Source organism: Dehalococcoidia bacterium (assembly GCA_040902535.1).
In the GTDB taxonomy this organism is placed as follows: domain Bacteria; phylum Chloroflexota; class Dehalococcoidia; order DSTF01; family JACRBR01; genus JBBDXD01.
The window spans coordinates 8,746-32,438 of the sequence record JBBDXD010000013.1; the positions used below are offsets into that span (position 1 = coordinate 8,746).

Genomic DNA, 23,693 nt, shown 5'->3' on the forward strand with positions numbered 1-23,693 from the left:
GTGGCTCGCCGCGATCATCGGCCTCGGCGAACTCCTCGAATCCTCACTGATGATCTCCGGCATCCGCACAGGCCAACAACTCGCCGAAGAACAACGACGCCGCAAACAGCGAACGTAGGGCTGGCGCCGCCCTAACGTCGTGCTGGCGTCGCACCACGCGAGCCGTCGCATGCGATGATGCGCACCGGAGGTAGGGCGATGCGTATTGCGTTAGCCATTACGCTCATCCTGTCCCTGATCGCGGCGGCATGCGGCGACGGAACATCTGGTTCAGGCGATCGTCGCGCGGACGACGCTGCCAGTGCTCCATCGCCGGAAGCCTCTGCTACGCCTCCGTACGGCGGCGACCTCATCGCGCGCCTGGGCGTAGCGACGTTTCCGCCGGGCTTCCCGTACCGCCCGTGGGAGTGGTCTCCCGATGGCCGGTCGATCGTCTACATCGGACTCGACTATGGCGTCTACGTCGCCGATGCGCCGGACTTCATAGCGCGGCGCCTGGACGCCGGCCCCGCCCGAGAGCCACGATGGTCTCCCGACGGCAAGCTCGTCGCGTTCGCGATCCAGGACGAGGGCATCGCCGTCGCCTCGCCCTCCCTCACGGACAGCGCATTCCTGGTGTCGCCCGCGCACGACGACTGGCGCTCGACGATCAACCTCGTCGACCGCTGGCTCGGCAACGACACGATCGCCTACCAGGTCCACTGCGGCACGTCGTGCGCCTTGCTCTTCGAGATGACCATCGCGCGCCCCGACGACGGTCCGCCCACCCTCCCCGGCACCCTCCGCGAAGTCCCCGTCGTCGGCGAGGGGCCGTACCCGATGAACGCGGGCGCGCTGTTCCACTACTCCGACGACGGACGCTACGTCGTCGCCGACTACGGCGGCTGGCCGCAGGTCGCCTGGTACGACCGCGAGACCGGCGATCGCTGGCTGCTCAAGTTCGAAGATGATCCGTCCGATAGCGACGTCATGCGCGAGTTCGTGCGCTGGGCCGCCGACGGTTCGTTCGTCTACCGACAGGCCACCGGTCCCGACCAGCAGTCCACATGGTTCCCGAGCAGCGGCCTGCCCTTCGCCGGCACCATGTGGCTCGCCGATCCATCAACCCGAACCGTGACGCAACTTCCGTAACCAGCACGCCCGTGTGCCCCAATCCCCATCTATGAAATCTGGGTTCATCTGTGGTTCCATCCCCCGACGACTGACGACTGACGACTGACGACCGATATACTGAACACGATGAACTTCGCCGTCCTCGTCTTCCCCGGCACCTGGTCCGAACGCGACTGCCAGTACGTCCTCTCCCACGAACTCGGCCAGAATGCCGACCTCGTCTGGCACAAGGAAGCCAATCTCGACCGCTACGACGCCGTCGTCATCCCCGGCGGCTTCTCCTACGGCGACCATCTCCGCACCGGGGCGATCGCACGCTTCTCGCCCGTGATGGACGCCGTCGCGCGCCACGCCGACGCCGGCAAACCCGTCATCGGCATCTGCAACGGCTTCCAGATCCTCTGCGAGTCGCACCTGCTGCCGGGCGCCCTCATGCGCAACGACAGCCTGCAATTTCGCTGCATGCCCACGCACCTCCGCATCGAAAACGACGGGACGATGTTCACGCGCGCCGGCACGCAGGGCCAGGTGCTCGAAGTCCCGATCTCGCACGGCGAAGGCAACTACTACGCCGACGCGGAGACGATCGCGAAGCTCGAAGCGGAGCGACGCGTCATCTTCCGATATGTCACGCCGCAGGGCGAAGCGACGCCCGAAGCCAACCCCAACGGCTCGCTGAACAACATCGCCGGCATCATCAACGAACGCGGCAACGTCCTCGGCATGATGCCCCATCCCGAGCGCGCCGGCGAAGCCCGCCTGGGCAGCACCGACGGCCTCGTCATCTTCCGCTCGATGATCGAAAGCGCCGTAGAAGCCGTCGCCTAGACACCCGTCATTCTGAGCGAAGAGTCCTTCGCCATCCCCATCTGAGGCATCTGTGCTCATCTGTGGTTCCGTCTCTCCGCTGACCGCTGACCGCTGACCGCTGACCGCTGACCGCCGACCGCTGACCGTCTCATCGCGTTGCTTCCTCCACCGCGCTGGCCACCTGCAGGAGTGACTCTTCCGAAAGATTGAAGGCGTAGACGACGGTCGTGCCGAATCCTTCAGGAAAAACAACCTGGGAGATCTGCACGAACCCGTCCGAAGTGGTTGGTCGGATTAGGATCGCTTCTCTCGTCCCGACGCGTACGGTCGACACATTCTTCGCGGGTACGTCGGCCGTCACATATTTCGTGACGCCCCGAAGAACCGAGACGTTGGCTGGGGTTCCATAGGCCCCGGGCCCCAAATAGCGCCACTGAATCCCCGAGGCAGAACCCCCGCATGCGGTCGCTCTGGGATACCCAGCTTCGAGCGTGAAGCCCGGGGGCATTTGGACAGGGCGGGGCAGGTCGAGAGTACCTGCTTGAGCGACTGGTATGTCGACGCAGCCACCCGCATGTCGTGCGTTCCGCTCGCTCACGATGGATGGAGGTACGTCCATCAGAGATGGTGCGATTGGTACTCCCAGGAGTTCACCGACGAATCGCCCGCCCTCTGCAACGGCGGTCTGCCGAGCTTCAATCTCGTTACCAAGGTCTGCGCCGCGCTCCTGGGCTTCTGTGCTCCCGTCGCCGCGGAGGAAGGCCCAGCCGATCACGAAACCGGAAGAAGCGAGTATCACCAACACTACGAGAGACACGATTGAACTCGCCGGGCGGCGTATGGAGGGTTGCATTGCCCTACTCCACCAGATTGCTTCGATGACTACGAAAATGTTCCGCGGTTTGTCAAGCCCCAAGGCCGCAATATTCAAACACTGCAATGTCATTACACAGGGAATTGTCGACGCGTCATCGTGAAAGGGAGCCGTCCCCACCCGCTCACCCTCAACCATCTGTCAGCATCTGGCCCATCGGCGGACAACCCTTCTCATCTGTGCCATCTGTGACCATCTGTAGTTGCACCCCCCGCTGACCGCTGACCGCCAAACGTAGGGGAACTCCCCGCACTCCCGTAGGGAGGCGCCCATCGCAAGATCGTCGGATCATCCCGACAATACGCGACGAGTGCCCGGGGGAAGGACACCCGGGCGCACGCCCCCTCGGGGGGGCATCGCTGCGTCAGCAGGGAGGCAGACTTGGCGTCGGCACCCGCGCCCGATCTCTATCCCGCCGCCATCGCGCACATCGGCGCCATTCCCGAATCGGCGCTGCGCCGCAGCTTCTACCAGCGTCGAGGCAAACGCGCCTTCGATCTCGCGCTCGGCTCGCTGATGTTCGCCGGCTGTCTGCCGCTGATGCTCATCGTCGGCGTCGCCGTGCTGCTGACGTCGGGCTGGCCGGTGCTCTACGCATCGGAGCGCGTCGGCATGGACGGGCGGCGATTCTGGATGTGGAAGTTCCGCACGATGGTCCACGACGCCGACATCGTCATGGAGCACTGGAAGCGCACGCACCCCGACCTCGCGGAGCAGTACGCGACGAACTACAAGCTGAAGGACGACCCGCGCGTGACGCCGCTCGGGCGCTTCCTGCGCAAGTCCAGCCTCGACGAGTTGCCGCAGTTTTTGAACGTGCTGCGCGGCGACATGAGCCTCGTCGGGCCGCGCCCGTACCTGCCGGCGCTGCCGCCGGAAGCGCGCAGCATGGAGGTCATCACGTCGGTGCGGCCCGCCATCTCCGGGCCCTTCCAGGTCAACGGCCGCAACGCGCTGACGCCGCAGCAGCGCATGCAGCTCGACGTCGACTACGCGACGAACCTGACGTTCTTCGGCGACTGCTGGCTGCTGCTCCAGACCTTCAAGCCGATCGCGAAGCGGGACGGCGACTGATGACGCGACTGCTGATCACCAGCATGTACTACGAGCCCGACGAGACCGGCATCGGCCCCTACACGACGCGCCTCGCCGAGCACCTGGCGCACCGCGGCTACGACGTCACGGCGGTGACCGGCATGCCGCACTACCCGTCGTGGCGCGTCGCCGAGGCGTATCGCGGCAAGATGACCGTGCGCGAAGTGCGCAACGGCGTGCGTCTGCTGCGGCGACGCCACTACGTGCCCTCGAAGCACGGCGCGTTGCATCGCGCGGCGTACGAAGCGACGTTCTTCGCGAGCGCGCTGACGGCGCTGCGATTGCCGCGTCCGCACGCGGTGCTCGGCGTCGTGCCGGCGCTGAGCGGCGGCGTGCTCGCGCGCGTGGCGGCGCGGAAGTTCGACGTGCCGTACGGGCTCGTCTTCCAGGACATGACCGCCGAAGCGGCGCGCCAGAGCGGCGTCCCGGGCGGCGGCCGCGTCGCGGGCGTTGTGCGGCTCGCCGAAGCGTGGGCGGCGCAGCGCGCGTCCGCGATCGGCATCGTTGCCGAAGGCTTTCGCCCGTGCCTCGAAGCGATGGGCGTCGAGCCGTCGCGGATCCGGCGCGTGCGCAACTGGACGCGCACCGCGCCGGTCACGATGCATCGCGACGACGTGCGCGCCCGCTTCGCGTGGGACGACGCGGCCGCCCGGCGGACCGTCGTGCTGCACGCCGGCAACATGGGCGCCAAGCAAGGACTCGAGACCGTCATCGAAGCGGCGCGCATCGCGCAGGGCAACGCGCCGGGGCTGCTGTTCGTGCTGATGGGGGACGGCAGCCAACGCGCCGCGCTCGAAGCGATGACCAATCGTTACGCCCTGGAGAACGTGCGCTTCCTGCCGCTGCAACCCGACGCCATGCTGCCGAACATCCTCGCTGCGGCCGATGTGCTGCTGGTGAACCAGCGCGGCAGCGTGCGCGACATGGCGCTGCCATCGAAGCTGACGGCGTACTTCGCGGCCGGACGCCCCGTCGTCGCGGCGGTGGCGGAGGACAGCGAGACGGCGCGCGAGATCAACTGGAGCAGCGGCGGCATCCTCGCGCAGCCCGACGATCCGCGGGCGCTGCTTGCGGCGATCGAGCGCGGGGCGTGCGATCCGGGGCTGCAGGCGCATCTCTCGCGCTCGGCGCGCGACTGGTCCGATACCGTGCTTTCGGAGGCGACGGCGCTGCGTTCGTACGAGCAGTTGGTGGCGTCGGTGCTGCGGTCGGCGGGGCGCGGCCGCGTACACGCGCTGGGACGCATCATGCGCCCCGTCGAGCGGGCATCGCAGGAGGGGAGCGACCAGCGATGGGCAGCGTGAGCGCGCCTTTGGCGAGGCGTGTGAGCACGCTCTTCGGGCGGCGGGTGATGGTCACCGGCGGCGGCGGCTTCGTCGGCCGGCACGTCGTGCAGAAGCTGTGCGAGCGCGGCGCGTGGGTCTTCGTGCCGCGCAGCGTCGACTACGACCTGCGCGAGAAGGACGCCATCGACCTGGCGCTCGCCGAGGCGCAGCCGGAGGTCGTCGTACACCTGGCGGCGGTCGTCGGCGGCATCGGCGCCAACCGCGAGAACCCGGGCCGCTTCTTCTACGACAACGCCATCATGGGCATCCAGCTCATGGAGCAGGCGCGGCTCGCCGGCGTCGACAAGTACGTCGGCGTCGCGACGGTCTGCGCCTACCCCAAGCACACGCCCGTGCCCTTCCGCGAGGACGACCTGTGGGACGGCTACCCGGAGGAGACGAACGCGCCCTACGGCCTGGCGAAGAAGATGCAGATCGTGCAGGCGCAGGCGTACCGCGAGCAGTACGGCTTCAACGCGATCACGCTGCTGCCGGTGAACCTCTACGGCCCCGGCGACAACTTCGACGCGGAGAGCAGCCACGTGATCCCGGCGCTGATCCGCAAGTTCATCGAAGCGGCGGAGCGCGGCGACGACGTGGTGACGGCGTGGGGCACCGGCGCCGCATCGCGCGAATTCCTGTACGTCGACGACGCGGCGGAGGGCATCGTGCTGGCGACGGAGCGCTACGACGGCGGCGACCCCGTGAACCTGGGCGCTGGCCGCGAGATCACGGTGCGCGCGCTTGCGGAGACGATCGCCGCGCTGTGCGGCTTCACCGGCGAGATCGCCTGGGACGCCAGCAAGCCCGATGGCCAGCCCCGCCGCATGCTCGACGTGTCGCGCGCCCGCGAGCGCTTCGGGTTCGCCGCCAGCACGGACTTCGAAGCCGGCCTGCGCGAGACGATTCGGTGGTGGGTCGCGCTTCGCGCCGCGAACAAACAGCAAACAGCAAACAGCAAACGGCGGGTGCCGGCGGCGTTCGAGGCTGCGCTCTCGGACGACGAGCCGGAGGCGGGCGCGGAGCGGCGCGCGGCGTAGGGGCGCTGGAGGCTGGACGCTAGAGGCTGGAAGCGGGAACGCCCGCAATTGTTTCACGTGAAACATTTGTTCTAGTGAGTGCTAGAAGATCTCACGGAGTGACGTGGGAGGGTTGGAGTTACGGCCCGCAATGTGGTCTCGGCCAGACGCCAACACGTCAAAAGCGGGTTAAGAACCGATCGATGACGCGACGGTCAGAAGAATTGACGCCGTAATACGAAAGGACTGCTTCGTCAAGCCCTGCTTCTTCCGCATGGATTCGGGCATCAAGACGCCCAAGCGACAGCTCAGTGTCTTCTAACTGAGACAGCAAACTGCGACAGTCCTTAGGCGCCACCGGTAAGCGCAGCTCAAACAGATCCGCGCGCGCAACGCGAGAGGAACGTTGACGCTCAAGCCACTTGAGCGTCACTTCTCCGTGTTCCTGCGAGGGGAACACGATGAGGCCCCGCCCGAGATGGACCAATGGCCTTCCATCAAGTTGATGTTCAAGAAGATTGCCATCGCGTGCGAAACTGAGCGGTAGATTTCCGTGCTCTGTTAGTTGATCTAGCGGGAACACTTCCGAACTGTGGGTTGACGCGAGGTGGTGTCGCGGAAACCCATGAACTGCGTCCTGAAGTGCCCGTCGCTGCTGTGTGAGATCAGTAAGCCGCTGACCGGTTGAGACAATTGAGGCGGCTAGGCTCCTCCCGCCGCTGTCCGGCAATCGTACCGGTAATTGTTTGATGAACTGATCGCCGTACGAGTAGGAGCCGCCGGAAAACACATCACTCACGTGTTTAAGGACATAGTCAAGCGTCCGCGAGTTCAGGATGGCGCAAAGGAATGGTCGGATTTCGGCATACTCGGTTTTTAGTGCGATGCCGTTGACACCCGAGGTACCACCACCAGCAAAGAAGAAACGCGCTTCATCGACAGCGACGTCCGGCGCCGTCGACGAGACCTGAAACACCAACTTGTGCGCGCCGTAATATTCAATACTCCGAGGCGCACTTGCGGCATACCAGCGATGCCGAAGCGCGCCGCGATAGCGACCGCTTTCTCGCGATTGAAGCAGCTGATGTACGGTAGCCCGGCGCCTCTCAATGTACCCGGTCGTAAGGTAGTTCCAGAGCAGGGGGAGTGTCTGCTCAATGAACTCACCTTCTTGGGCGTAGGGGAATCGCTCGGCAAACTCGCGCGACGGAATAAGCTCATAATTAGAGCCGTAACGCCGGTAAGGGAAGATGACGTACCAGCCGCCCCAGTTCACCTGCCAACGGCGCACGTCGTGACCGAAAAGCCACGGACGAACGGCCTCACGCTCTAATTCAAAGGGACCGCCGCCCCCGCGCGGCTCCAAGACTAGAGTGTCGCCACGATCTTCGACCAACCGCAGCACACACGCGTCATCTGATCCAGTTGCCCATCCTTGAAAACTCCCGCTGCTAGTGGCGGTGAGCTCGGAAAGTTGGTGATTTGCTGCATTCTTAAGGCGATCGAACACGCGCCTTTCGTCCGCGGGCATGAGATGCCAACCTTGCGGCGCGAGGTCGCTAGACCTCATCGAGAAGGCGTCAGAAAGGTCGCTTCTCACGTGCCCGCTGGACTCACCAAGTTTCCCGATGTTGGAAGCGATATCGCCGATGAGGGTGTCGCTTGTCGCTTGAATCCGCGAATATGCCCGTGCCGCGATGAATCGCTCGCGGATCTTTCCCCTGGTCATCACGAATATGGCGGGATAGTTAGTCGCGCCTTTGAATATTTGTGCGTCGCGGAGGTCGACAATTAGGTCTACTGCGGCAACTGCCGGAACTGCTGTACGAAGGCGTTCCGCGTAGTTGGTAACTAGGAATCGATTCGAACATATGAAGCCGAGTTTCCCCTCCTCTTTCAGCCAATCAGTTAATGCCCGCTCGATGAACGGCATGTACAAGTCGAAGTTGCCATCGACCCACTGGTACTTGTCCTCCCAGTATTCCTTGAGTTCAGAAGGTAGGTTCTGAACGCGGACATACGGTGGGTTACCGATGACAAAGTCGTATTTCAACTGATTCTTGACGACAAGCGCGACAGCGAGATCGCGAAGCGTCTTGCGAAACCGCCCGTCGTCGTACTTCGTCCTCAGGTTTTCCACGGTTGCACGAATTGACTGCAGGGCGTCGCTCATGAATTGAGCCAGATCGCTTGGCTTCGCAACTCCAGTCGCCCGAAGGCGCTGGATCAGTTCGTCGTGCCCTTCGCCACTGTCGACGGTGTCGAAGAGCGCAGAAAGCGCGAACGCGTATTCTTCGAGATTGTCGATGTATCCCTTTTCCAGCGCGAGGTCCGCGCGTGGAACCTTAAGTTCAACCCGGAGATACTCGGATTGCACTCGGACGGGGATCCGCTCTCGAATCAGCGAGGTTTCTGTTTGATATGTGAGCGGGAACCTGGGTTGCCTGTCGGGGATCGGTCGTGCTCGTTGGGGTGGTACGGGGAAGGCTTCTTCTTCTGACTCCCGAGTTTCGTAGCGCAGCGAGTCCGTACGGAAAATCGGAACAGTGCTGATTACGATGTGCCCTTGCTGTGCGACGCGCGCGTAGAGCGGAAGGATCTGGGTGGCGTAGTTGATTTGGGCCAACAGCGTGGCAAATGGGTTAACGTCTAGGCCGACGATGAGAAGACCGCGGAGAAGGCTGTCCAGTACATGACGCGCAGGGCGGTTGCCCTGCGCCTTCAGGTAACGTCGCAAAGCGGCGACGATGAACGTTCCCGAGCCGCATGCTGGATCGATCAGCCGTTTGTGCGTGATGTCGGGGCCCGAATAACCTACCTGGTCGAGTATGAACTCGACGACTTCTGGAGGGGTATAGAACTCCCCTAGTGCCAAGCGTGTTTCAGGATCGAAGTATGCTTGGTACAGGTCGCCCAAAACGTCGCCTTTAAGACGATCAAATGAGAATCCAAGAACTGCGAGGATAACCTCAGCAAGCGCACCAGCCACGGGTCCGGATTGGGGGAGTAGCTTAGCGTCCTCCCACCAGTCAAAGATGTCGGACGCGAACAATGCTGGGAACGCTTGCCGCCCGGCGTGGGAGAACAGTTCTTGTGTGGCTCCCAGATATTCTGTCAGTTCGATGCGACCGTGTGCCTCTCGGTTACGGACGGCCCTTCGGAAGGTGTCAAGCGCGTTGAGGTCTGGAAAACCGACGTCCTGCATCGCTTTGACCAAGAGCGCACGAGCGATGATCGCGTAGCTGCTTTCGAGCGCGAACATGAACTGTCTAAGGTCGTTCGCCGATGGATTGTGTGGCAAGAATGGGCGCCAAGCTCTAGGTGCCTCATCGAGAGTAAGGTCACGAGCGTACGCCCTCACCCAGAAGCTATAAGCTCCAGACGCGAATGTGCTTCGTGCCACTAGTTGGGGTAACGAGTTGAACATTTCTCTGACCAATCGACCGAAGACGCTCATCTCGTCGAGGCGGAATAACTCCAGAAACGCGTTTCCGCCTGGGCTTGCTGGACCCTCGACACGGATCTGTTGGGTTTGCAACGTACTGAGGAGTTCGGAGAGCGCCTTCGGATCGGCGAGGTCCAACTCAGCTTTGTGCAGGTTGTGCCAAAGGAATCGGGCTTCACTTATCGTGAGGTGCGCCAAATCGAAGCGGCGTGGGCTGGTGACCAGCGGGTCTAAAGGTTGCGGCCCACGTCGTGAGTAGAACCAGAGCTCGGACCCGTTCGTCAACAACGCGTTGACCGGAAGGAGTTCGCGTGCATAGTCGCGCAGCTGGCGCGTATATTCCCGAAGCGTCGTGAGCGGTCGTTTGAATTCGATCAGGGAGTGCGCTCTTTGTCCAAACGAGCGAAGGACCACATCGGCGCGTCCCGCCCCAGGAATTCGAAGTTCTACGCGGTAATCGTTCTTAGTAGTTCCGAATCCCAGTGCGTCGAAAATCCCGTAGGTAAACCACCGGTTTACGAGTTCGGATTCCGAGATGCTCGCGTCGCCGCCAAAGTCGATAGCGGCAGAACGAAGGGCATCCCGTAGCTCCCGAATCGGATCTGACAACTAACACCCCGACATGCCTATCTAAGCAACGCCGAAGGTATCACGATTTCAGTTCTCACGCCTACTCGGGCATGTTGATCCACAGTCGCGGGACTCTGGCGCTTCATTACGGTCAACTTCAAACGCGGGCATCCCCCTATACCCCGCCGTCGCTCCTGACGCGCACAATTTGTATCTGAATACCGCCCGCAGGGAAGCGGGCGTTTCGCCGTAGGGTCCGCCGGGCGGCGGGTGCAGGGAGGCCGAGATGCGCGTGCTCGTCGCCGGCGGGGCCGGGTTTATCGGCAGCCACGTCTGCGAGGAGTTGCTGCGCCGCGGCCACGACGTGATCTGCGTCGACAGCCTGGTCACCGGCAATCGCGAGAACATCGCGGCGATGATCGACGACGAGCGGTTCGCGTTCGTGTGCTGCGACGTGACGCAGGCGCCGGCGATCGGCGCCGACCTCGTGCTGCACCTGGCGTCGCCGGCGAGCCCGGTGCATTATCAGCAGTTCCCGATCGAAACGATGCTCGCGAATTCGACGGGCACGCATCGATTGCTGGAGATCGCGCGTCTGAACGGCGCGCGATTCGTCTTCGCGTCGACGTCGGAGGTGTACGGCGACCCGCTGGAGCATCCGCAGCGTGAGACGTACTGGGGCAACGTCAACCCGACGGGCCCGCGCGCGTGCTATGACGAATCGAAGCGCTTCGGCGAGGCGCTGACGGTGGAGTTTCGTCGCACGTTCGGCGTCAACGCGTCGATCGTGCGCATCTTCAACACGTACGGGCCGCGCATGAACATCGACGACGGGCGCGTCGTGCCGGCGTTCGTCGCGGCGGCGCTTGCGGGCGACGATCTGCCGGTGTTCGGCGACGGGCGGCAGACGCGATCGTTCTGCTACGTGTCGGACCTCGTCGGCGCGCTGCTGCTCGTCGCGCTCGACGAGAGTAGCGACGGCGACGTATTCAACATCGGCAACCCGCACGAAGTGACGATGATCGAGCTGGCGTCGACGATCGCGCGGCTGGCCGGTGCGGAAGCGCGCGTCGCGCACATGCCGTCGGCGCCCGGCGACCCGGCGCGGCGGCGGCCGGACATCGCGAAGATGCGCGAGCGGTACGGGTGGCAGCCGTCGGTGGCGCTGGAGGATGGGTTGGAGCGCACGATTTCGTATGTGCGGGGAGTTGGGGGACAACAGGCAACAGACAACAGACAACAGATGGCCGGGGGACGGCAAACGGCAAACAGCAAACAGCAAAGGGTTGGAGGACAACAGACAACAGACAACAGACAACAGAGGGGTGAGGACGGACAGCAAACGGCAAACAGCAAACGGCAAAGGGTTGGAGGACAACAGACAACAGACAACAGAGGGGACGGGCAGCAAACGGCAAACAGCAAACAGCAAAAGGATCATGCCGAGCCGCGGACGCCAACGAATGAGGCGGTGGCATGACGATGCTGGCGCGGGTGTCGCGGACTGTGCGCGAGGTTGTGCTCTCTGTCGCGACGGAGCCGACGACGTTTTCGGTCGTCATTCCGACGTATAACGAGCGTGCCGACGTCGCAGCGACGCTTGATGCTGTGCTGGCGCAGCGGCATCGGCCGAAGGAGATCATCGTCGTCGACGGCGGCTCGACGGACGGCACGCGCGAGTTGCTGCGCGGCTGCGTCGAGCGTGATGGCATCACGCTGATCGAAGAGTCGCGGCGGCGCGGCGTTGCGGCGGCGCGCAATACCGGCATTGGCGTCGCGACGGGTGACGTCGTGGTGATCTTGAACGCCGACGTCATGCCGGCTGCCGACTTTCTGCAGCGCCTCGATAGGGCGTACCGCGAGGGCGCCGGGATGGTGTCGGTGCAATCGCGCGTGTTCAACACGGACTGCGCGACCGGGCGCTTCCTGCAGGCGACGCACGATCTCGAATACGGGCCCGAAGCCGTCGGCTGGACGGAGGGCTTCTCGTGCCGTCGCGATGCCGCGTCGCAAGCACGCTTTCCCGAAGAACTGCCGGGCGTCGGCGGCGAGGACGTCGAATTCGTCGAGCGGCTGCGGCGCGCGCGGCTGCCGTGGCGCGTCGACTACGACATCGTCGTATCGCATCGCGTGCCGGCGACGCTCTGCGCGTTCTGGACGCAGTGGCGCTGGCGCGGGAACGCGATTCCGTACATCGATTTGCGGCTGCGCAAACGTCCGATCGAACTCGTCGTCGCGCGGCGCGCGCTGGCGACGATGAAGAGCGCCGCGTTCGTTGCGGCCGTGTACCCGATGCTGCGACGTGCGCTCGACCGGGCGGCCGCATCTCCGCGTGGCAGGCGCGACCTGCCGATGTTCTGGCTGCTCGCGCACATGCAGGTCGCGGCGCATCGCGCGGGGGAGTGGGAAACGATCGCAGGACTCCTGCGTGAACGAAAGGACAGGCCATGAAGATCACTGTTTCCGTCTCGGGCAAGTTCTCACCGGGCTACCTCTGGGCCGCCGATCTCGAGCGGCGCGGGATGCTCGAGCGGCTGATCACGCCGCTGCCGTATCGTCGAGGGGCGCACTTCGGCGTTTCGCGCGAGCGGACGCGCAGCGTGTGGCCGATCGGCGCCGTCAACTGGACGATGCAGCACGTCGCGCCGGCGGCGTTTCAGCCGACGAACCAGATCGCCATCAGCGCCGCGTACGACGAAGCCGCGTCGCGCCTGATCGGTGACTGCGACGTCTTCAACGGCTGGGCGAGCATGTCGTTGCGCAGCATCCGTGAGGCGCGGCGTCGCGGCATACCGAGTGTGTTGCAGATCGCGTCGGCGCACATCGTCGCTCAGACGCAGTTGCTGGAGGAAGAAGCACGTACGTGGGAATTCGATGCGCCGCAGACGCATCCGGGCGTGATCGCGCGCACGATCCGCGAGTACGAAGAGGCCGACGTGCTCGCCGTGCCCGCGGAGTTCGTGCGCCGCACGTTCATCGAGCAGGGCGTGCGGGCGTCGAAGATAAAGCTGATCCCCTGGGGCGTGCAGCCCGTGACCGACGCATCTGGCGGGTCCCGGTTGGAAGCGGCGGCTTCGCTCCTCGCTGCGCGGCGGGAGAGGGCAGAGGCGACCGAACGTGTGCCGCGGATCCTCTTCGTCGGCGGCGTCGGGCTGCGCAAGGGCGTGCCGTACTTGCTCGCGGCGTTCAGCAAGCTCGAAACGCCGGCGACGCTGCGGCTCGTCGGTGCCATCGACAAGCGATTCCTGCGCGCCCTCGGCGGCCTGCCGGAAGGCGTCGAAGCGGTCGGCGTCAAGACGGGCGATGCGCTCGCGTCGGAGTTCCATGACGCCGACGTGTTCGTGCTGCCGTCCGTCGAAGACGGCTTCGGCATCGTGACGACGGAAGCGATGGCGGCGGGGCTGCCGGCGATCGTCTCGCAGAACTGCGGCAGCGCCGACGCCGTGCAGGACGGCGTCAACGGGTTCGTCGTGCCGGCGCGTGACAGCGATGCCCTGCGCGATCGCCTCGAGACGCTGCTCGCTGACGCAAAGCTGCGGCTGCGCATGGGCGAGGCGGCGGCGTCGAGCGTGCGGGGCTGGTCGTGGGAGGAGTCGGGCGAGCGGCACCTGCGCGAGATCTACGAGCCGTTGCTCGCGCGCGACTCGAAGGACGGCCCGATTGCTCGCGCAGCTTAAACGGGCTTTTCGCAACGACACGACGGTCCGCGTCGTGCGCGCGACGTATCCGGCACTCAACTGGGCGCGCGGCCGCAAACAACACTACCTGCGCGTCGCGCCGTACCTGGAGTACATGACGTTCGACGAGGTGCGCTTCTCGAACCGCGGCAACGAGCCGGAGGCGCACCTGCGCCGCACGCAACGGCTCATCGACCTTTCGCGCGCCGACGTGCTCGTCGCGGGAGCCGGCAGCGGCGACGAACTGCGACTGTGGCAACAGTCATCGCCGCGCTCGCTCGCCGCGACCGACTTCTTTCCGCACCCTGGCGAGTGGACGCGACGGCAGGGCGTGCGTCATGCCGTCATGGACGTGCGGGCGCTCGCGTTCGCCGACGATTCGTTCGACCTCGTCGCGTCGACGGCACTGCTCGAGCACGTTGACGGCGTCGAGGCCTGCATGCGCGAGATGGCGCGCGTGACGCGGCCCGGCGGCATCGTCTTCGCGAACTTCGGGCCGTTGTACCACACGTTCGGCGGCGCTCACTTCTTCGGCGCGTACGAGCACCTGTGGATGACCGACGCGCAGTTCGAGGCGTACCTCGTCGAGCGCGCGATCCCGTACGAACAGCAGGAAGCGCTGTTCTGGCTGCGCAACGGCATGTTCAGCCGTCTCACCTACGACGAATATCTGGACATCTTCCGGCGGCACTTCGACATCGAACACGTGACGCTGGCTGTGTCGCCGCAGGCGCTGGCGTACAAGCGCAAGAACCGCGAGGCGTGGCGCTCGCTCCGCGCGCGGTACGACGAGCGCGACCTGCTGACGTTTGGCGCGACGGTCTGGCTGCGCCCGAAGGCTGCCATAACGTCCATCGAGGCACGCGAAGTTGCGTTGAGGCCTGCTGGCGGGTCCAGGTTGAGCGCATGACGCGCAGCGAACGCACGATGGTATCCACCCGCCGCACGAGCGCCTGGCGCGCAGAGATCATCGCCATGGCGCCGCGGTTCACGGGCACGCTCGGCACGAGCGGCGCCATCGCGGTCGTGGCGTTGATCAGCGGCATGATCGCCGCCCGTACGCTCGGTCCGGCGGCGCGCGGGGACCTGGCGCAACTGCTGCTCTGGCCGCAACTCTTCGCCACGATCGGCAACCTGGGCGTCGACGTGGCGACGACGTATCACAGCGCCGACGCGTCGAAGAGCGCCCGCGTGCATGGCACCGCGCTGGCGATCGGACTGGCGCAGGCGGCGCTGCTGGTGCCGCTGTACCTGCTGGTGGTGCCGTTCGTGTACGACACGTCGGGCGCGCGCATCGATGCGGTGTTCGCCGCGCCGTTGATCCCGGCATACATGGTCGGCGCCTACTCGGCGTCGGTGCTCATGGGACGGCTGCGCATCGGCGCGTTCAACGTCGTCCGGCTAGCCATGCCCGCGTTGTACTGCGGCGGCGTCGTGGCGCTCGCGTCGTCAGACGCGCTTACGCCGCGCACGGCTGCGATCACGTTCGTTGCCGGACACGCTGCCATCGACGCGCTCGCGATCGCACTGGCGCTGCGCGTCGCCGGAATCCAATGGCCCGCGCGCGCGACGGCGCGCTCGTTGTTGTCGTACGGGCTGCGCGCGCAGGGCGGACGCATGTCCGCGCAGGCGCTCGGCGTCGAGACGCTGATCGTGGCGCTCGTGCTCTCGTCGCACGATCTCGGGCTGTTCGTCGCGGCGACGGCGCTGCTCATGGCGCCGCAGTTGCTGATGAGCAGCATGAGCATCGTCGTGTTTCCGCACGTCAGCGCCACGCACCAGTCCGGCGAGCGTCCGCGCGTACACGCGACGTTCGCCGCGTACGCCGCCGGCGCCGTCGCGATGTCAGCGCTGCTGTTTGTACTCGCCGGCCCCGCGGTCGATCTGCTCTTCGGCGGCGAGTTCGCCGGTGCTACGTCGGCGCTTCGGTTGCTGGCGATCGCCACTGTCGCTCGTGCCCTGCGCCAGTTCCCGCTCGAAGTCCTGCGGGGCATCGGGCGGCCCGGCCTCACGAGCATCGCAGAAGCCGCGAACTGGCTGCTCGTCCTGACAGCCGTGCCGGCGGGCGCCGCCATCGGCGGCCTGCAGGGGGCAGCGGCCGGCGTCGTGGTCGTGAGCTATGGCAGCCTCGCCGTGCTCGCCGCACTGACAATCCGCGCCGGCCTCATGCCGTCGCTGGCACGCCGCGCGCGCATCGAGACCGCGGAGGCGCCCGCATGAAACGCCGCAAAATGGCGCACCTGATCTCGCATCCGATTCATTACTTCGCGCCGCTGTACCGCGAACTCGCGTCGCGGCCGGAGATCGACCTGACGGTGCACTTCTACTCGGACGCGCCGCTTCGCGGTGTCCGCGACGAGCAGTTCGATCGAACCGTCGCATGGGACGCGCGACTGCTCGATGGCTACGCGCACCGCTTCGCGGCCAACGCGTCGTCGACGCCGGCGCGCGCATCCGACGCGCGTCCGCAGTTCGACGTCGCACGCGACGTGCTGCGTGGCGGCTACGACGTCGTCTGGGCGCACGGCTACGCTCACGCCACGACCTGGCTGGCGATGCTCGCCGCGCACGCACGCGGCGCACGCCTGCTGATCCGCGACGAACAGACGCTGTTGCACGAGCGGCCGCCATACCGTCGCTTCGCGCGATCGCTGGCGCTTCGGCAACTATTCACTCGCAGCCACGGTCTGTACATCGGCGAGGAGAATCGCCGCTTCATGCGCGCGCACGGCATGCGCGATGACCGCATGTTCGCCGCGCGATACTGCGTCGACAACGCGTACTTCCAGGAGCGCGCCACCGCTTTGGCGCCGCGCCGCGCCGACGTCCGCGCGTCGTTCGGGATCGATGACGATGCGCCCGTCGTTCTCTTCGTCGGCAAGCTCATCGACAAGAAACAACCGCTGCGTGCCATCGAAGCGTTCGCATCGGTGCGCGCAGCGCTGCCGTGCTGGCTGCTGATCGCCGGCGACGGCCCGCTGCGTGACGAGTGCGAAGCGCTCGTCGCACGGCTCGACGTGCCGAACGTGCGGTTTGCGGGCTTCCTCGACCAGGGCGAGGTGCCGCGAGCATACGCCGCCGCCGACGTCTTCGTGCTGCCATCGAACCTGCACGAGACGTGGGGGCTCGTCGTGAACGAAGCGATGAACTTCGCGCTGCCGGTGGTCGTGTCCGACAAAGTGGGCTGCGCCGCTGACCTCGTGCGTCCGCGCGAGAACGGCGTCATCGTGGCCGCGGACCGCACCGGGCAGCTTGTCGACGCGTTCGCCGCGCTCGTGCGCGACGCCGGCATGCGACGCGCGTACGGCGCGCGCAGCCGCGAAATCGTCTCTGACTACAGCATCGAAGCGGCCGCCGACGGCATCGTCGCGGCGTGCACGGCAGAAGAAGCGCGGAGGACAGCATGGAAGCGCGAAGCCTCGACCGCCGGCGTGTGATCGCGAAGCAGTCGTACTACGAGGGCGCCGGCATGCCGCGCGACCTCGCGGCGCGTTACTGGCGCGAGTTCGATGGCGCGCGGAACGTGCTCGACGTCGGTTGCGGGCGCGGCGACTTTGCGCGCTACCGCCCGCGCGCCGACGTCGAAGTGCACGGCGTGGATGCCGACGCGCGGGCTGTAGAAATGGCGTCTCGACACGGCCGCGTCGTGATGGTCGATCTTGATGTTGCACCGCTGCCCTACGAGGACGCTTCGTTCGATGCCGTGCTGGCGAAGGACGTCTTCGAACACGTGAAGGACCCGGGCGATCTCGCGAACGAGATCTACCGCGTGACGCGGCCCGCCGGTGTCCTCGTCGCATCCGTCGTGATGGCGCGACCGCACCGCGTGTGGGCGGACTACACGCATCGCCGCGGCTTCACGCGAGCATCCGCACGCCTGCTGCTCGAAGACGCGGGCTTTCGGGTGGAAGCGACCTGGCGCATGGGGCCCGTGCCGCTCTCGTCGCGGCTGCGGTTCGTGGACCGGATCCCGGACCTCTTGCGCGTGCCGCCGTTCGACGCGCTCTGGGGCGCGAGCTGGGAACTGAGGGCGCGCAAATGAAGACGCGCGTGCTGCTGCTGCGCGACGTGCCCGAGCATCGCCTGCTCTCGATGGAGCGTCTCGCCGACGGTATCGAGCAGGGCTTCGATGCGCACGATCGCATCGCGATGCGGCCGATGGCGCTGCACGAGTCGGCGACCGCGAAGCGCGCCGGGCTCGGGACGCTCGACAGCTACGCGACGCGCTATCTGCGCTACCCGCTGCTCGCCGGCGTCCGCCGCGCCGACGTGTATCACATCGTCGATCACGGCTACGGGCACCTCGCGGCGTTGTTGCCGAAAAACCGCGTCGTCGCGTCCTGCCACGACCTGGTGCTCCTGCGCGCCGAAGAGGGCGAAGCCGGTCCTCGCGGGCGCAGATCGACGCTGCTGCGATTTCGCTGGAGCACGTCGTTCCTGCGAAGCGTCGCCCGCGTGATCGTGCCGACGCACGTCACCAGGCGCGACGCAGAGCGGCTGCTCGGCGTCGATCCGGCGCGCATCGCTGTCGTGCCGTATGGCGTCGGCGGCGTCTTCCGCCCGTTCGACGAGGACCGCCGCGCCGCGCTCAAGCGCGAAGTGGCACCGGGCGCTGCGGTCGCGGTACTGCACGTCTCGACCGGCGGGCCGTACAAAAACGTCGAAGGTGTGCTGCGTACCATCGCCGCGCTGCGATCGTCGGGCATGCCTGTCACGCTGATCCGCGCAGGGGCGCCTCTGACCGCCGCGCAACGCTCCCTGACATCGCAACTCGACGTCGCGGACGCGATCGTCGATTGCGGCCCGGTGCCCGACGCGCGCCTTGTCGAGCTGTACAACGCCTGCGACGTGCTGCTCTTTCCTTCGCACCACGAAGGTTACGGATGGCCGCCGCTCGAGGCGATGGCGTGCGGCACGCCGGTCGTCGCATCGGAGTGCCAGACGCTGCTCGAAGTCTGCGACGGCGCGGCGCTCCACGCCCCGGCCGCGGATCCGCACGCACTCGCATGGCAGGTGCGGCGCACGATCGACGATCGCGACCTGCGCGAACGCCTGGGGTGGGCCGGCATCGAGCGGGCGGCGCAATGCTCGTGGCAGCGCACGATCGACGGTTTCGCATCGGCCTACACTGCCGTCGCGGAGCAGCGTGCACGATACATGGTGACCGCATGAGGGTGCTGCACGTCGTGCCATCGCTGTCGATGCGCATCGGCGGACCAGCGATCAGCGTCGTCGAGTACGCGCTTGCCCTCCGCGCGTGCGGAGTGGAATCGACGATCTTCGCGACGGACATGGGCGAGGCGGTGTCATCGACCACGCGGCGGCGCGTCATGCCGGCCGACCTGCCGGACGGCGCCGATCAACTCGATGTGCGGCTCTTCCGCGCGCGCTGGCCGTATCGGCTCGCCTTTTCGCCTGCGCTCGGGCGTGCGTTCGATGCGGCGGTGCCACAGTACGACGCCGTACACATCCACATGCTCTTTACGTACCCGCAGTTCGCTGCGTACCGCGCCGCGCGACGTCATGGCGTGCCGTACGTCGTCTCGCCGCATGGCGCGCTCGATCCGCACCTTCGTGCGAGGAGCCGCGCCGCCAAGGCGCTGACCGATCGCGCATGGCAGCGCGACATGCTGGAGAACGCCGCCGCGCTCCACTTCACGACCCTCGACGAGGCGCTGCTTACCGCGGACCTGCAGTTCGGCGCGCGAGAGGTCATCGTGCCGAACGGCGTGCGGTGGGGCGCGTATCAACGTCTGCCCTCCGGCGGCGAATTTCGACGGCGCTGGCTCGCTGGCCATACCGGGCCCGTCGTGCTCAACCTGGGCCGGCTATCGCACAAAAAGGGCCTCGACACGCTGATCCGCGCCTTCGCTATCGTCCTGCGCGAACAGCCTGATGCCAGGCTCGTGCTCGCCGGGCCCGACGATGAAGGCCTGGCGCCATCACTGCGAGCCCTCGCCCGCGCAGAAGGCATCGACGGGCGCGTCACGTTCACCGGCATGCTGCGGGGCGATGACAAGCTCGGCGCTCTCGTCGCGGCCGACGTCTGGGCACTGCCGTCGCACACGGAGAACTTCGGCATTGCCGTCGTCGAGGCGCTCGCCGCCGGACGGCCCGTTGTCATCTCGCCGCAGGTGAACATCGCGCCGGACGTGCTCGCCGCAGACGCCGGCGTGGTCTGCGAGCGCACGCCGCAGGCATTCGCGTCCGCGATCGGCACGCTGCTGCGCGACCCGTCGCGACGCGCCGCGCTCGGCGATCGGGCGCGCGCGTTCGCGCGCCGCTACGACTGGCCGATGGTCGGCCCGCAGCTCGCGCGCATGTACCGGGACGTCGCCGGCCAGCATCCGTCGCCAATCGAGTCCATCGAGGAGGCGCAGGATGCGGCGTGACCTGCGCTCGCTGCTCGCATGTCCGGCCTGCCACGGTGATCTTTCCGGCTGGCGCGACGATCGCGACGACTGCGAACTGCGCTGCGTCGCCTGCGCCGCGTCCTACCCGGTACGCGACGGCATCCCCATCCTGCTGCCGCCGGACTTCGACGCGACGCACGTCCACGACGAGCTTGACCACGCGCACGACGCGCACAAACGTCGCCAGGCGTCGTACTTCGACCACGATGTCGCGGAAGCATTCGAGATCGCGCGTCCGCACGGCGCCCCGGAGGCCTATCGCTGGATCCTGGAGGAGAAGTTTCGTCGCAGCGTCAGCAGACTGCCTGACCTTCGCGGCGCCACCGTCGTCGATGCGTGCGCGGGCAGCGGCATGGACGCGGAGATGCTCGAACGCGCCGGCGCCGCCGTCATCGCCGTCGATATCGCCGAGGGCTGCGCCCGACGAGCGCGCGAACGTGCGAAGCGCCGCAGCCTCGACTACCTGGTCGTCGTCGGGGACGTCGAGCGGCTGCCGATGAAGGCGCGCGCGGTCGATGTCGCGTACGTCCACGACGGGCTGCACCACCTAGACGATCCGCTGTCCGGCGTCCGCGAGCTGGCACGCGTCGCGCGGCGCGGCGTCAGCATCAACGAGCCGGCCGACGCACTGGCAACTCGCATCGGCGTGCGCGTGGGCCTCGCCATCGCCTACGAAGGCGCCGGCAATCGCGTGGCTCGCTTGCGGGCGGCGGACGTCGAGCGCGAATTGCGTGCGCATGGCTTCGATGCCGAGAGTGCGCGATACCTGGCGTATTACAGGCACGAGCCGGGCGCCTTCATGCGCGCGGCGTCGCTGCCCGTCGCGATGACGGCGTATCGCACGGCTGTGCGCGGCGCGAATGCCGCCGTCGGGCGCTGGGGCAACAAGTTGCAGGTGACGGCGCTGCGCCGCGCGGCGTAGCTACCGCGTGCGCAGGTCCGGGTAGTCTTCCGGCGCCACGTTCTTCACGATGATGCCCTGGTCTTCGAGCCAACGGTCGTACGCGGCGATGCGCGTCGGCGGCAGCGGCGAGAACTCGAGCCGCACGCGCGTGCCGCCGTCGAAGGGCAACAGGCTGACGTCCGCAACGACATCGCCGTCGGTGCCTGCGGCGTCGCGCGCGCTGCGGAGCACGATCGTGTCGTCGTCCGTTTCCGATGTGTGCGTGATCGACCACGGCCCATCCGCGAGACGGTGCTTCATGATCCCCGCCACTTCGCTCGTGCGCAGCGGCGTGCTCCATTCGATGCGATAGGGCAGCATCGTGCCGGGCCCGGCGTCGCGCAGTTCGGCGCCGGGCGGCAGCGGAAAGTCCGCCGGCAGCGCGTCGACGACCGCCTGGCGCGAGAAGTACGGCCCCGGCTCGAACGGTGCATTGCTGCTGACGTACGCCGCACCCAGGTAGCCGATCGCCGCCGCGCACGCGATCGCGCTCGCGTGCGCCGCGAGCGCTGGCGCGCGCACCGACGCGAGCGCGCGCAGACGCTCGACGAGTGACGGCGGTCGCTCTGTTGCGGCCTCGGCGTTGGCGTGCTGCCTGCGGCCGGCGATCGCCAACACGAAGAGCGTCAGCAGCGCGACGGGCTGGATCCAGTACAGTCCGCGCGTGTCGGCGGTGGCGAAGCGGTCCGGACCGGGGAAGGGCGTCGCGGCCTGCGACGCCACGGCCGCAAGCGCCAACGACGCCAGGATCGCCGGCGTCAGCCAGCGCGGCTTCAGGTCCGACCGCACGAGCAGCGCCGCCGCCACGGCGATCATGCTCCAGTTGTAGAACGTCGAGTACGGCGCCAGCAGCAGCATGCCGAGCGCAGCCGCGACGCGCGCCACGGCCGGCGTGCAGCGCCACCACGCGAGGATCATCGCGCCGGCGCTCAGCGCCAGCAGGTCGGCGACCAGCAGCGGATTCGGTTCGATCCCCGCGCTGACCAGGAATCCGCGCCACGAGTACTGCCACGATTCCTGTACGGGCAGCAGCAACTCGCTCTGGCCCACGGCGACATCCTCGATCACGTACGCGACGCGATCCGCATAGTAGCCGCCGGCATCGGCGATGCTAACGCCCGCCGCGACGACGCCGGCCACTGACATCAAGCCGAACACGCCGGCGAGCGCACCGAGCCCACGCCAGTTGCGCGTGAACAGCAGGTAGAGCACCGGCACCGGCAGGTATTGCGGCTTCAGCGCCAGCATGGCGAACAGCAGGCCCGCCAGCCACGGCCGCTTGCTCGCGAGCAAGAAGCCGCCGAGCGACGCGAAGGCGAGGATCTCGGTGAAGTGGCCGACGCGCAGCGCCCAGTGCGTCTGCGGCAGCGCGAGCACGCCGAGCGCCATCGCGAGCTTCGCGTGCGGCGCTTCGACCGCGCGCTGGGCGACGTATGCGACGCCCAACAGCGCCGCGACGTTGATCGCGAAGTATACCTGGAACGCGTGCGTCAGTGACAAGCGCGTCAGCGGATGCAGCAGCGCGCCGAGCGCCGGGTTGTACGTGCCGCTCAGCGAAAGCGACTGCGACGCCTCGTAGAAGTGCTTGAAATCGCCGTGGCCGTAGTGCGCGGGGTCGCGCCAGACGTCGAGCGTCAGTGGCAGCAGGGCGGCGATCGCCAGCGCCTCGACGCCGATCGCGGCAACAATCAGCAGGTGCGGCAACGCGGAGATCACGCGTTCGACGTGTGCGCTAATCGTCGACCGGAGCGGGGCAGTTGTGACGATGGCCATCGTGCCTCGGAGACGGCCGCATCCTGCGGCCGTAGGTTCACATCCGGTATCGGGCGCGGCGGTGTTGGGAGGCATCGGGGGAATCCGTATCCGTTCGGGAACGGCAGTCGATTGAGGATATATACGGAATTTTGTTCTGAACCCTCTTGACAGGGGCGGACATGCGTTCTACAGTACGCATGTTCGGAATCAGGAAGGGACGCCGCATGTTCGCCATCGCTCTCACGCTCGTCGTTCTCGTGTCCACCGTCGTGCTGCTGTACCAGTACTGGTCCGGCGCGTTGCTGGTCGATGACGGCGCAGCCGCGGACACCGCCGCTGCTCCCGACATCATGGTTCCCCAACCCTCTCTTCACATCGACCACGCTGCCTGACCAGGCTGCTCGTCGCCGGACGCCGGGGAGATCCCCCGGACTATCCCCTCCATCCCCGGCGTTCGGCGCGCAGATCATGGACGGCCGTTCCCACGTCCTGCCGGGAGCGGCCGTTCGCCATTTTTCGTCCGACCGCCAGGCGGACCCGCGTGACCACGCTTCATCCGCAGCGATCAACGGCGTAGCTACAATGGCTGCATGAAGATCCTCGCCATCGACATGGGCACCGGCACGCAGGACATCCTGCTCTTCGACTCCGACG

At 66.6% G+C, this 23,693-nt stretch carries 19 protein-coding genes; 16 read left to right on the forward strand and 3 right to left on the reverse strand.

Translation table 11 applies throughout. From position 1 onward, the window contains the following. Positions 1 to 198: 198 nt before the first annotated feature. Together WEB52_06175 and purQ are read left to right on the forward strand one after the other, a co-directional pair. A complete protein-coding gene (locus tag WEB52_06175) occupies positions 199 to 1,131 on the forward strand; it encodes a hypothetical protein (GenBank protein MEX2226015.1) in 933 nt (310 codons plus the stop codon). 108 nt (positions 1,132 to 1,239) lie between these two features. After that, positions 1,240 to 1,941: a phosphoribosylformylglycinamidine synthase subunit PurQ gene (purQ, locus tag WEB52_06180; GenBank protein ID MEX2226016.1), complete on the forward strand. Its 702-nt coding sequence runs from the start codon at positions 1,240 to 1,242 to the stop codon at positions 1,939 to 1,941. A 130-nt stretch (positions 1,942 to 2,071) separates the two neighbouring features. On the opposite strand, the gene WEB52_06185 is transcribed toward purQ, so the two are convergent. Further along, complete coding sequence (locus WEB52_06185; GenBank protein MEX2226017.1) at positions 2,072 to 2,839, reverse strand: hypothetical protein; 768 nt, start codon at positions 2,837 to 2,839, stop codon at positions 2,072 to 2,074. A 339-nt stretch (positions 2,840 to 3,178) separates the two neighbouring features. Here WEB52_06185 and WEB52_06190 point away from each other — a divergent pair, with 339 nt between their 5' ends. From WEB52_06190 to WEB52_06200, 3 genes are read left to right on the forward strand one after another with little or no spacing between them, the layout of a single operon-like run. Continuing rightward, positions 3,179 to 3,871 (forward strand): sugar transferase, encoded by a 693-nt coding sequence (locus WEB52_06190; GenBank protein MEX2226018.1) that lies wholly within the window; start codon positions 3,179 to 3,181, stop codon positions 3,869 to 3,871. Then, a complete protein-coding gene (locus WEB52_06195; protein ID MEX2226019.1) occupies positions 3,871 to 5,196 on the forward strand; it encodes a WcaI family glycosyltransferase in 1,326 nt (441 codons plus the stop codon). Before WEB52_06190 ends, WEB52_06195 begins: the two co-directional genes overlap by 1 nt. After that, positions 5,184 to 6,257 (forward strand): GDP-L-fucose synthase, encoded by a 1,074-nt coding sequence (locus tag WEB52_06200; protein MEX2226020.1) that lies wholly within the window; start codon positions 5,184 to 5,186, stop codon positions 6,255 to 6,257. The genes WEB52_06195 and WEB52_06200 overlap by 13 nt, the downstream gene beginning before the upstream one ends. Before the next feature lie 157 nt (positions 6,258 to 6,414). Here the strand turns inward: WEB52_06200 and WEB52_06205 are convergent, their stop codons facing one another. Then, complete coding sequence (locus WEB52_06205) at positions 6,415 to 10,290, reverse strand: N-6 DNA methylase (GenBank protein ID MEX2226021.1); 3,876 nt, start codon at positions 10,288 to 10,290, stop codon at positions 6,415 to 6,417. A 247-nt stretch (positions 10,291 to 10,537) separates the two neighbouring features. Here WEB52_06205 and WEB52_06210 point away from each other — a divergent pair, with 247 nt between their 5' ends. The 10 genes from WEB52_06210 to WEB52_06255 are packed head-to-tail and all read left to right on the forward strand — an operon-like array spanning position 10,538 to position 21,263. Beyond that, the gene (locus WEB52_06210) at positions 10,538 to 11,731 is read left to right on the forward strand and encodes an NAD-dependent epimerase/dehydratase family protein (GenBank protein MEX2226022.1); all 1,194 of its coding nucleotides are present in this window, start codon (positions 10,538 to 10,540) and stop codon (positions 11,729 to 11,731) included. Next, on the forward strand, positions 11,728 to 12,702 hold the full coding sequence (locus tag WEB52_06215; protein ID MEX2226023.1) for a glycosyltransferase: 975 nt from the start codon (positions 11,728 to 11,730) through the stop codon (positions 12,700 to 12,702). Before WEB52_06210 ends, WEB52_06215 begins: the two co-directional genes overlap by 4 nt. Beyond that, the gene (locus WEB52_06220; GenBank protein MEX2226024.1) at positions 12,699 to 13,928 is read left to right on the forward strand and encodes a glycosyltransferase family 4 protein; all 1,230 of its coding nucleotides are present in this window, start codon (positions 12,699 to 12,701) and stop codon (positions 13,926 to 13,928) included. Before WEB52_06215 ends, WEB52_06220 begins: the two co-directional genes overlap by 4 nt. Then, positions 13,912 to 14,838 (forward strand): class I SAM-dependent methyltransferase, encoded by a 927-nt coding sequence (locus WEB52_06225; protein ID MEX2226025.1) that lies wholly within the window; start codon positions 13,912 to 13,914, stop codon positions 14,836 to 14,838. The genes WEB52_06220 and WEB52_06225 overlap by 17 nt, the downstream gene beginning before the upstream one ends. Then, complete coding sequence (locus tag WEB52_06230) at positions 14,835 to 16,148, forward strand: hypothetical protein (GenBank protein MEX2226026.1); 1,314 nt, start codon at positions 14,835 to 14,837, stop codon at positions 16,146 to 16,148. The genes WEB52_06225 and WEB52_06230 overlap by 4 nt, the downstream gene beginning before the upstream one ends. Then, positions 16,145 to 17,365 carry a glycosyltransferase family 4 protein gene (locus WEB52_06235; protein ID MEX2226027.1) on the forward strand — a complete coding sequence of 407 codons (1,221 nt, stop codon included), beginning with the start codon at positions 16,145 to 16,147 and terminating at the stop codon, positions 17,363 to 17,365. Before WEB52_06230 ends, WEB52_06235 begins: the two co-directional genes overlap by 4 nt. Beyond that, positions 17,332 to 17,970, forward strand: coding sequence for a class I SAM-dependent methyltransferase (locus WEB52_06240; GenBank protein ID MEX2226028.1), 639 nt, complete (start codon positions 17,332 to 17,334; stop codon positions 17,968 to 17,970). Before WEB52_06235 ends, WEB52_06240 begins: the two co-directional genes overlap by 34 nt. Further along, positions 17,967 to 19,100, forward strand: a complete 1,134-nt coding sequence (locus WEB52_06245; GenBank protein MEX2226029.1) for a glycosyltransferase family 1 protein — start codon at positions 17,967 to 17,969, stop codon at positions 19,098 to 19,100. The genes WEB52_06240 and WEB52_06245 overlap by 4 nt, the downstream gene beginning before the upstream one ends. Next, complete coding sequence (locus WEB52_06250) at positions 19,097 to 20,320, forward strand: glycosyltransferase (protein ID MEX2226030.1); 1,224 nt, start codon at positions 19,097 to 19,099, stop codon at positions 20,318 to 20,320. Before WEB52_06245 ends, WEB52_06250 begins: the two co-directional genes overlap by 4 nt. After that, positions 20,310 to 21,263 carry a methyltransferase domain-containing protein gene (locus WEB52_06255; protein ID MEX2226031.1) on the forward strand — a complete coding sequence of 318 codons (954 nt, stop codon included), beginning with the start codon at positions 20,310 to 20,312 and terminating at the stop codon, positions 21,261 to 21,263. The genes WEB52_06250 and WEB52_06255 overlap by 11 nt, the downstream gene beginning before the upstream one ends. Here WEB52_06255 and WEB52_06260 read toward each other — a convergent pair whose 3' ends face one another. Further along, positions 21,264 to 23,057: a glycosyltransferase family 87 protein gene (locus WEB52_06260; protein MEX2226032.1), complete on the reverse strand. Its 1,794-nt coding sequence runs from the start codon at positions 23,055 to 23,057 to the stop codon at positions 21,264 to 21,266. Positions 23,058 to 23,236: 179 nt separating this feature from the next. Here WEB52_06260 and WEB52_06265 point away from each other — a divergent pair, with 179 nt between their 5' ends. Beyond that, entirely contained in the window at positions 23,237 to 23,431 is a 195-nt protein-coding gene (locus tag WEB52_06265; protein ID MEX2226033.1) for a hypothetical protein, read from the forward strand. Positions 23,432 to 23,693: the final 262 nt, after the last annotated feature.

Coding starts and splice junctions, on each gene's coding strand:
- WEB52_06195 (MEX2226019.1), top strand. CDS start 3,871: ATGACGCGACTGCTGATCACCAGCATGTACTACGAGCCCGACGAGACC.
- WEB52_06250 (MEX2226030.1), top strand. CDS start 19,097: ATGAGGGTGCTGCACGTCGTGCCATCGCTGTCGATGCGCATCGGCGGA.
- WEB52_06210 (MEX2226022.1), top strand. CDS start 10,538: ATGCGCGTGCTCGTCGCCGGCGGGGCCGGGTTTATCGGCAGCCACGTC.
- WEB52_06215 (MEX2226023.1), top strand. CDS start 11,728: ATGACGATGCTGGCGCGGGTGTCGCGGACTGTGCGCGAGGTTGTGCTC.
- purQ (MEX2226016.1), top strand. CDS start 1,240: ATGAACTTCGCCGTCCTCGTCTTCCCCGGCACCTGGTCCGAACGCGAC.
- WEB52_06235 (MEX2226027.1), top strand. CDS start 16,145: ATGAAACGCCGCAAAATGGCGCACCTGATCTCGCATCCGATTCATTAC.
- WEB52_06240 (MEX2226028.1), top strand. CDS start 17,332: ATGGAAGCGCGAAGCCTCGACCGCCGGCGTGTGATCGCGAAGCAGTCG.
- WEB52_06230 (MEX2226026.1), top strand. CDS start 14,835: ATGACGCGCAGCGAACGCACGATGGTATCCACCCGCCGCACGAGCGCC.
- WEB52_06245 (MEX2226029.1), top strand. CDS start 17,967: ATGAAGACGCGCGTGCTGCTGCTGCGCGACGTGCCCGAGCATCGCCTG.
- WEB52_06265 (MEX2226033.1), top strand. CDS start 23,237: ATGTTCGGAATCAGGAAGGGACGCCGCATGTTCGCCATCGCTCTCACG.
- WEB52_06260 (MEX2226032.1), bottom strand. CDS start 23,057: ATGGCCATCGTCACAACTGCCCCGCTCCGGTCGACGATTAGCGCACAC.
- WEB52_06200 (MEX2226020.1), top strand. CDS start 5,184: ATGGGCAGCGTGAGCGCGCCTTTGGCGAGGCGTGTGAGCACGCTCTTC.
- WEB52_06220 (MEX2226024.1), top strand. CDS start 12,699: ATGAAGATCACTGTTTCCGTCTCGGGCAAGTTCTCACCGGGCTACCTC.
- WEB52_06255 (MEX2226031.1), top strand. CDS start 20,310: ATGCGGCGTGACCTGCGCTCGCTGCTCGCATGTCCGGCCTGCCACGGT.
- WEB52_06175 (MEX2226015.1), top strand. CDS start 199: ATGCGTATTGCGTTAGCCATTACGCTCATCCTGTCCCTGATCGCGGCG.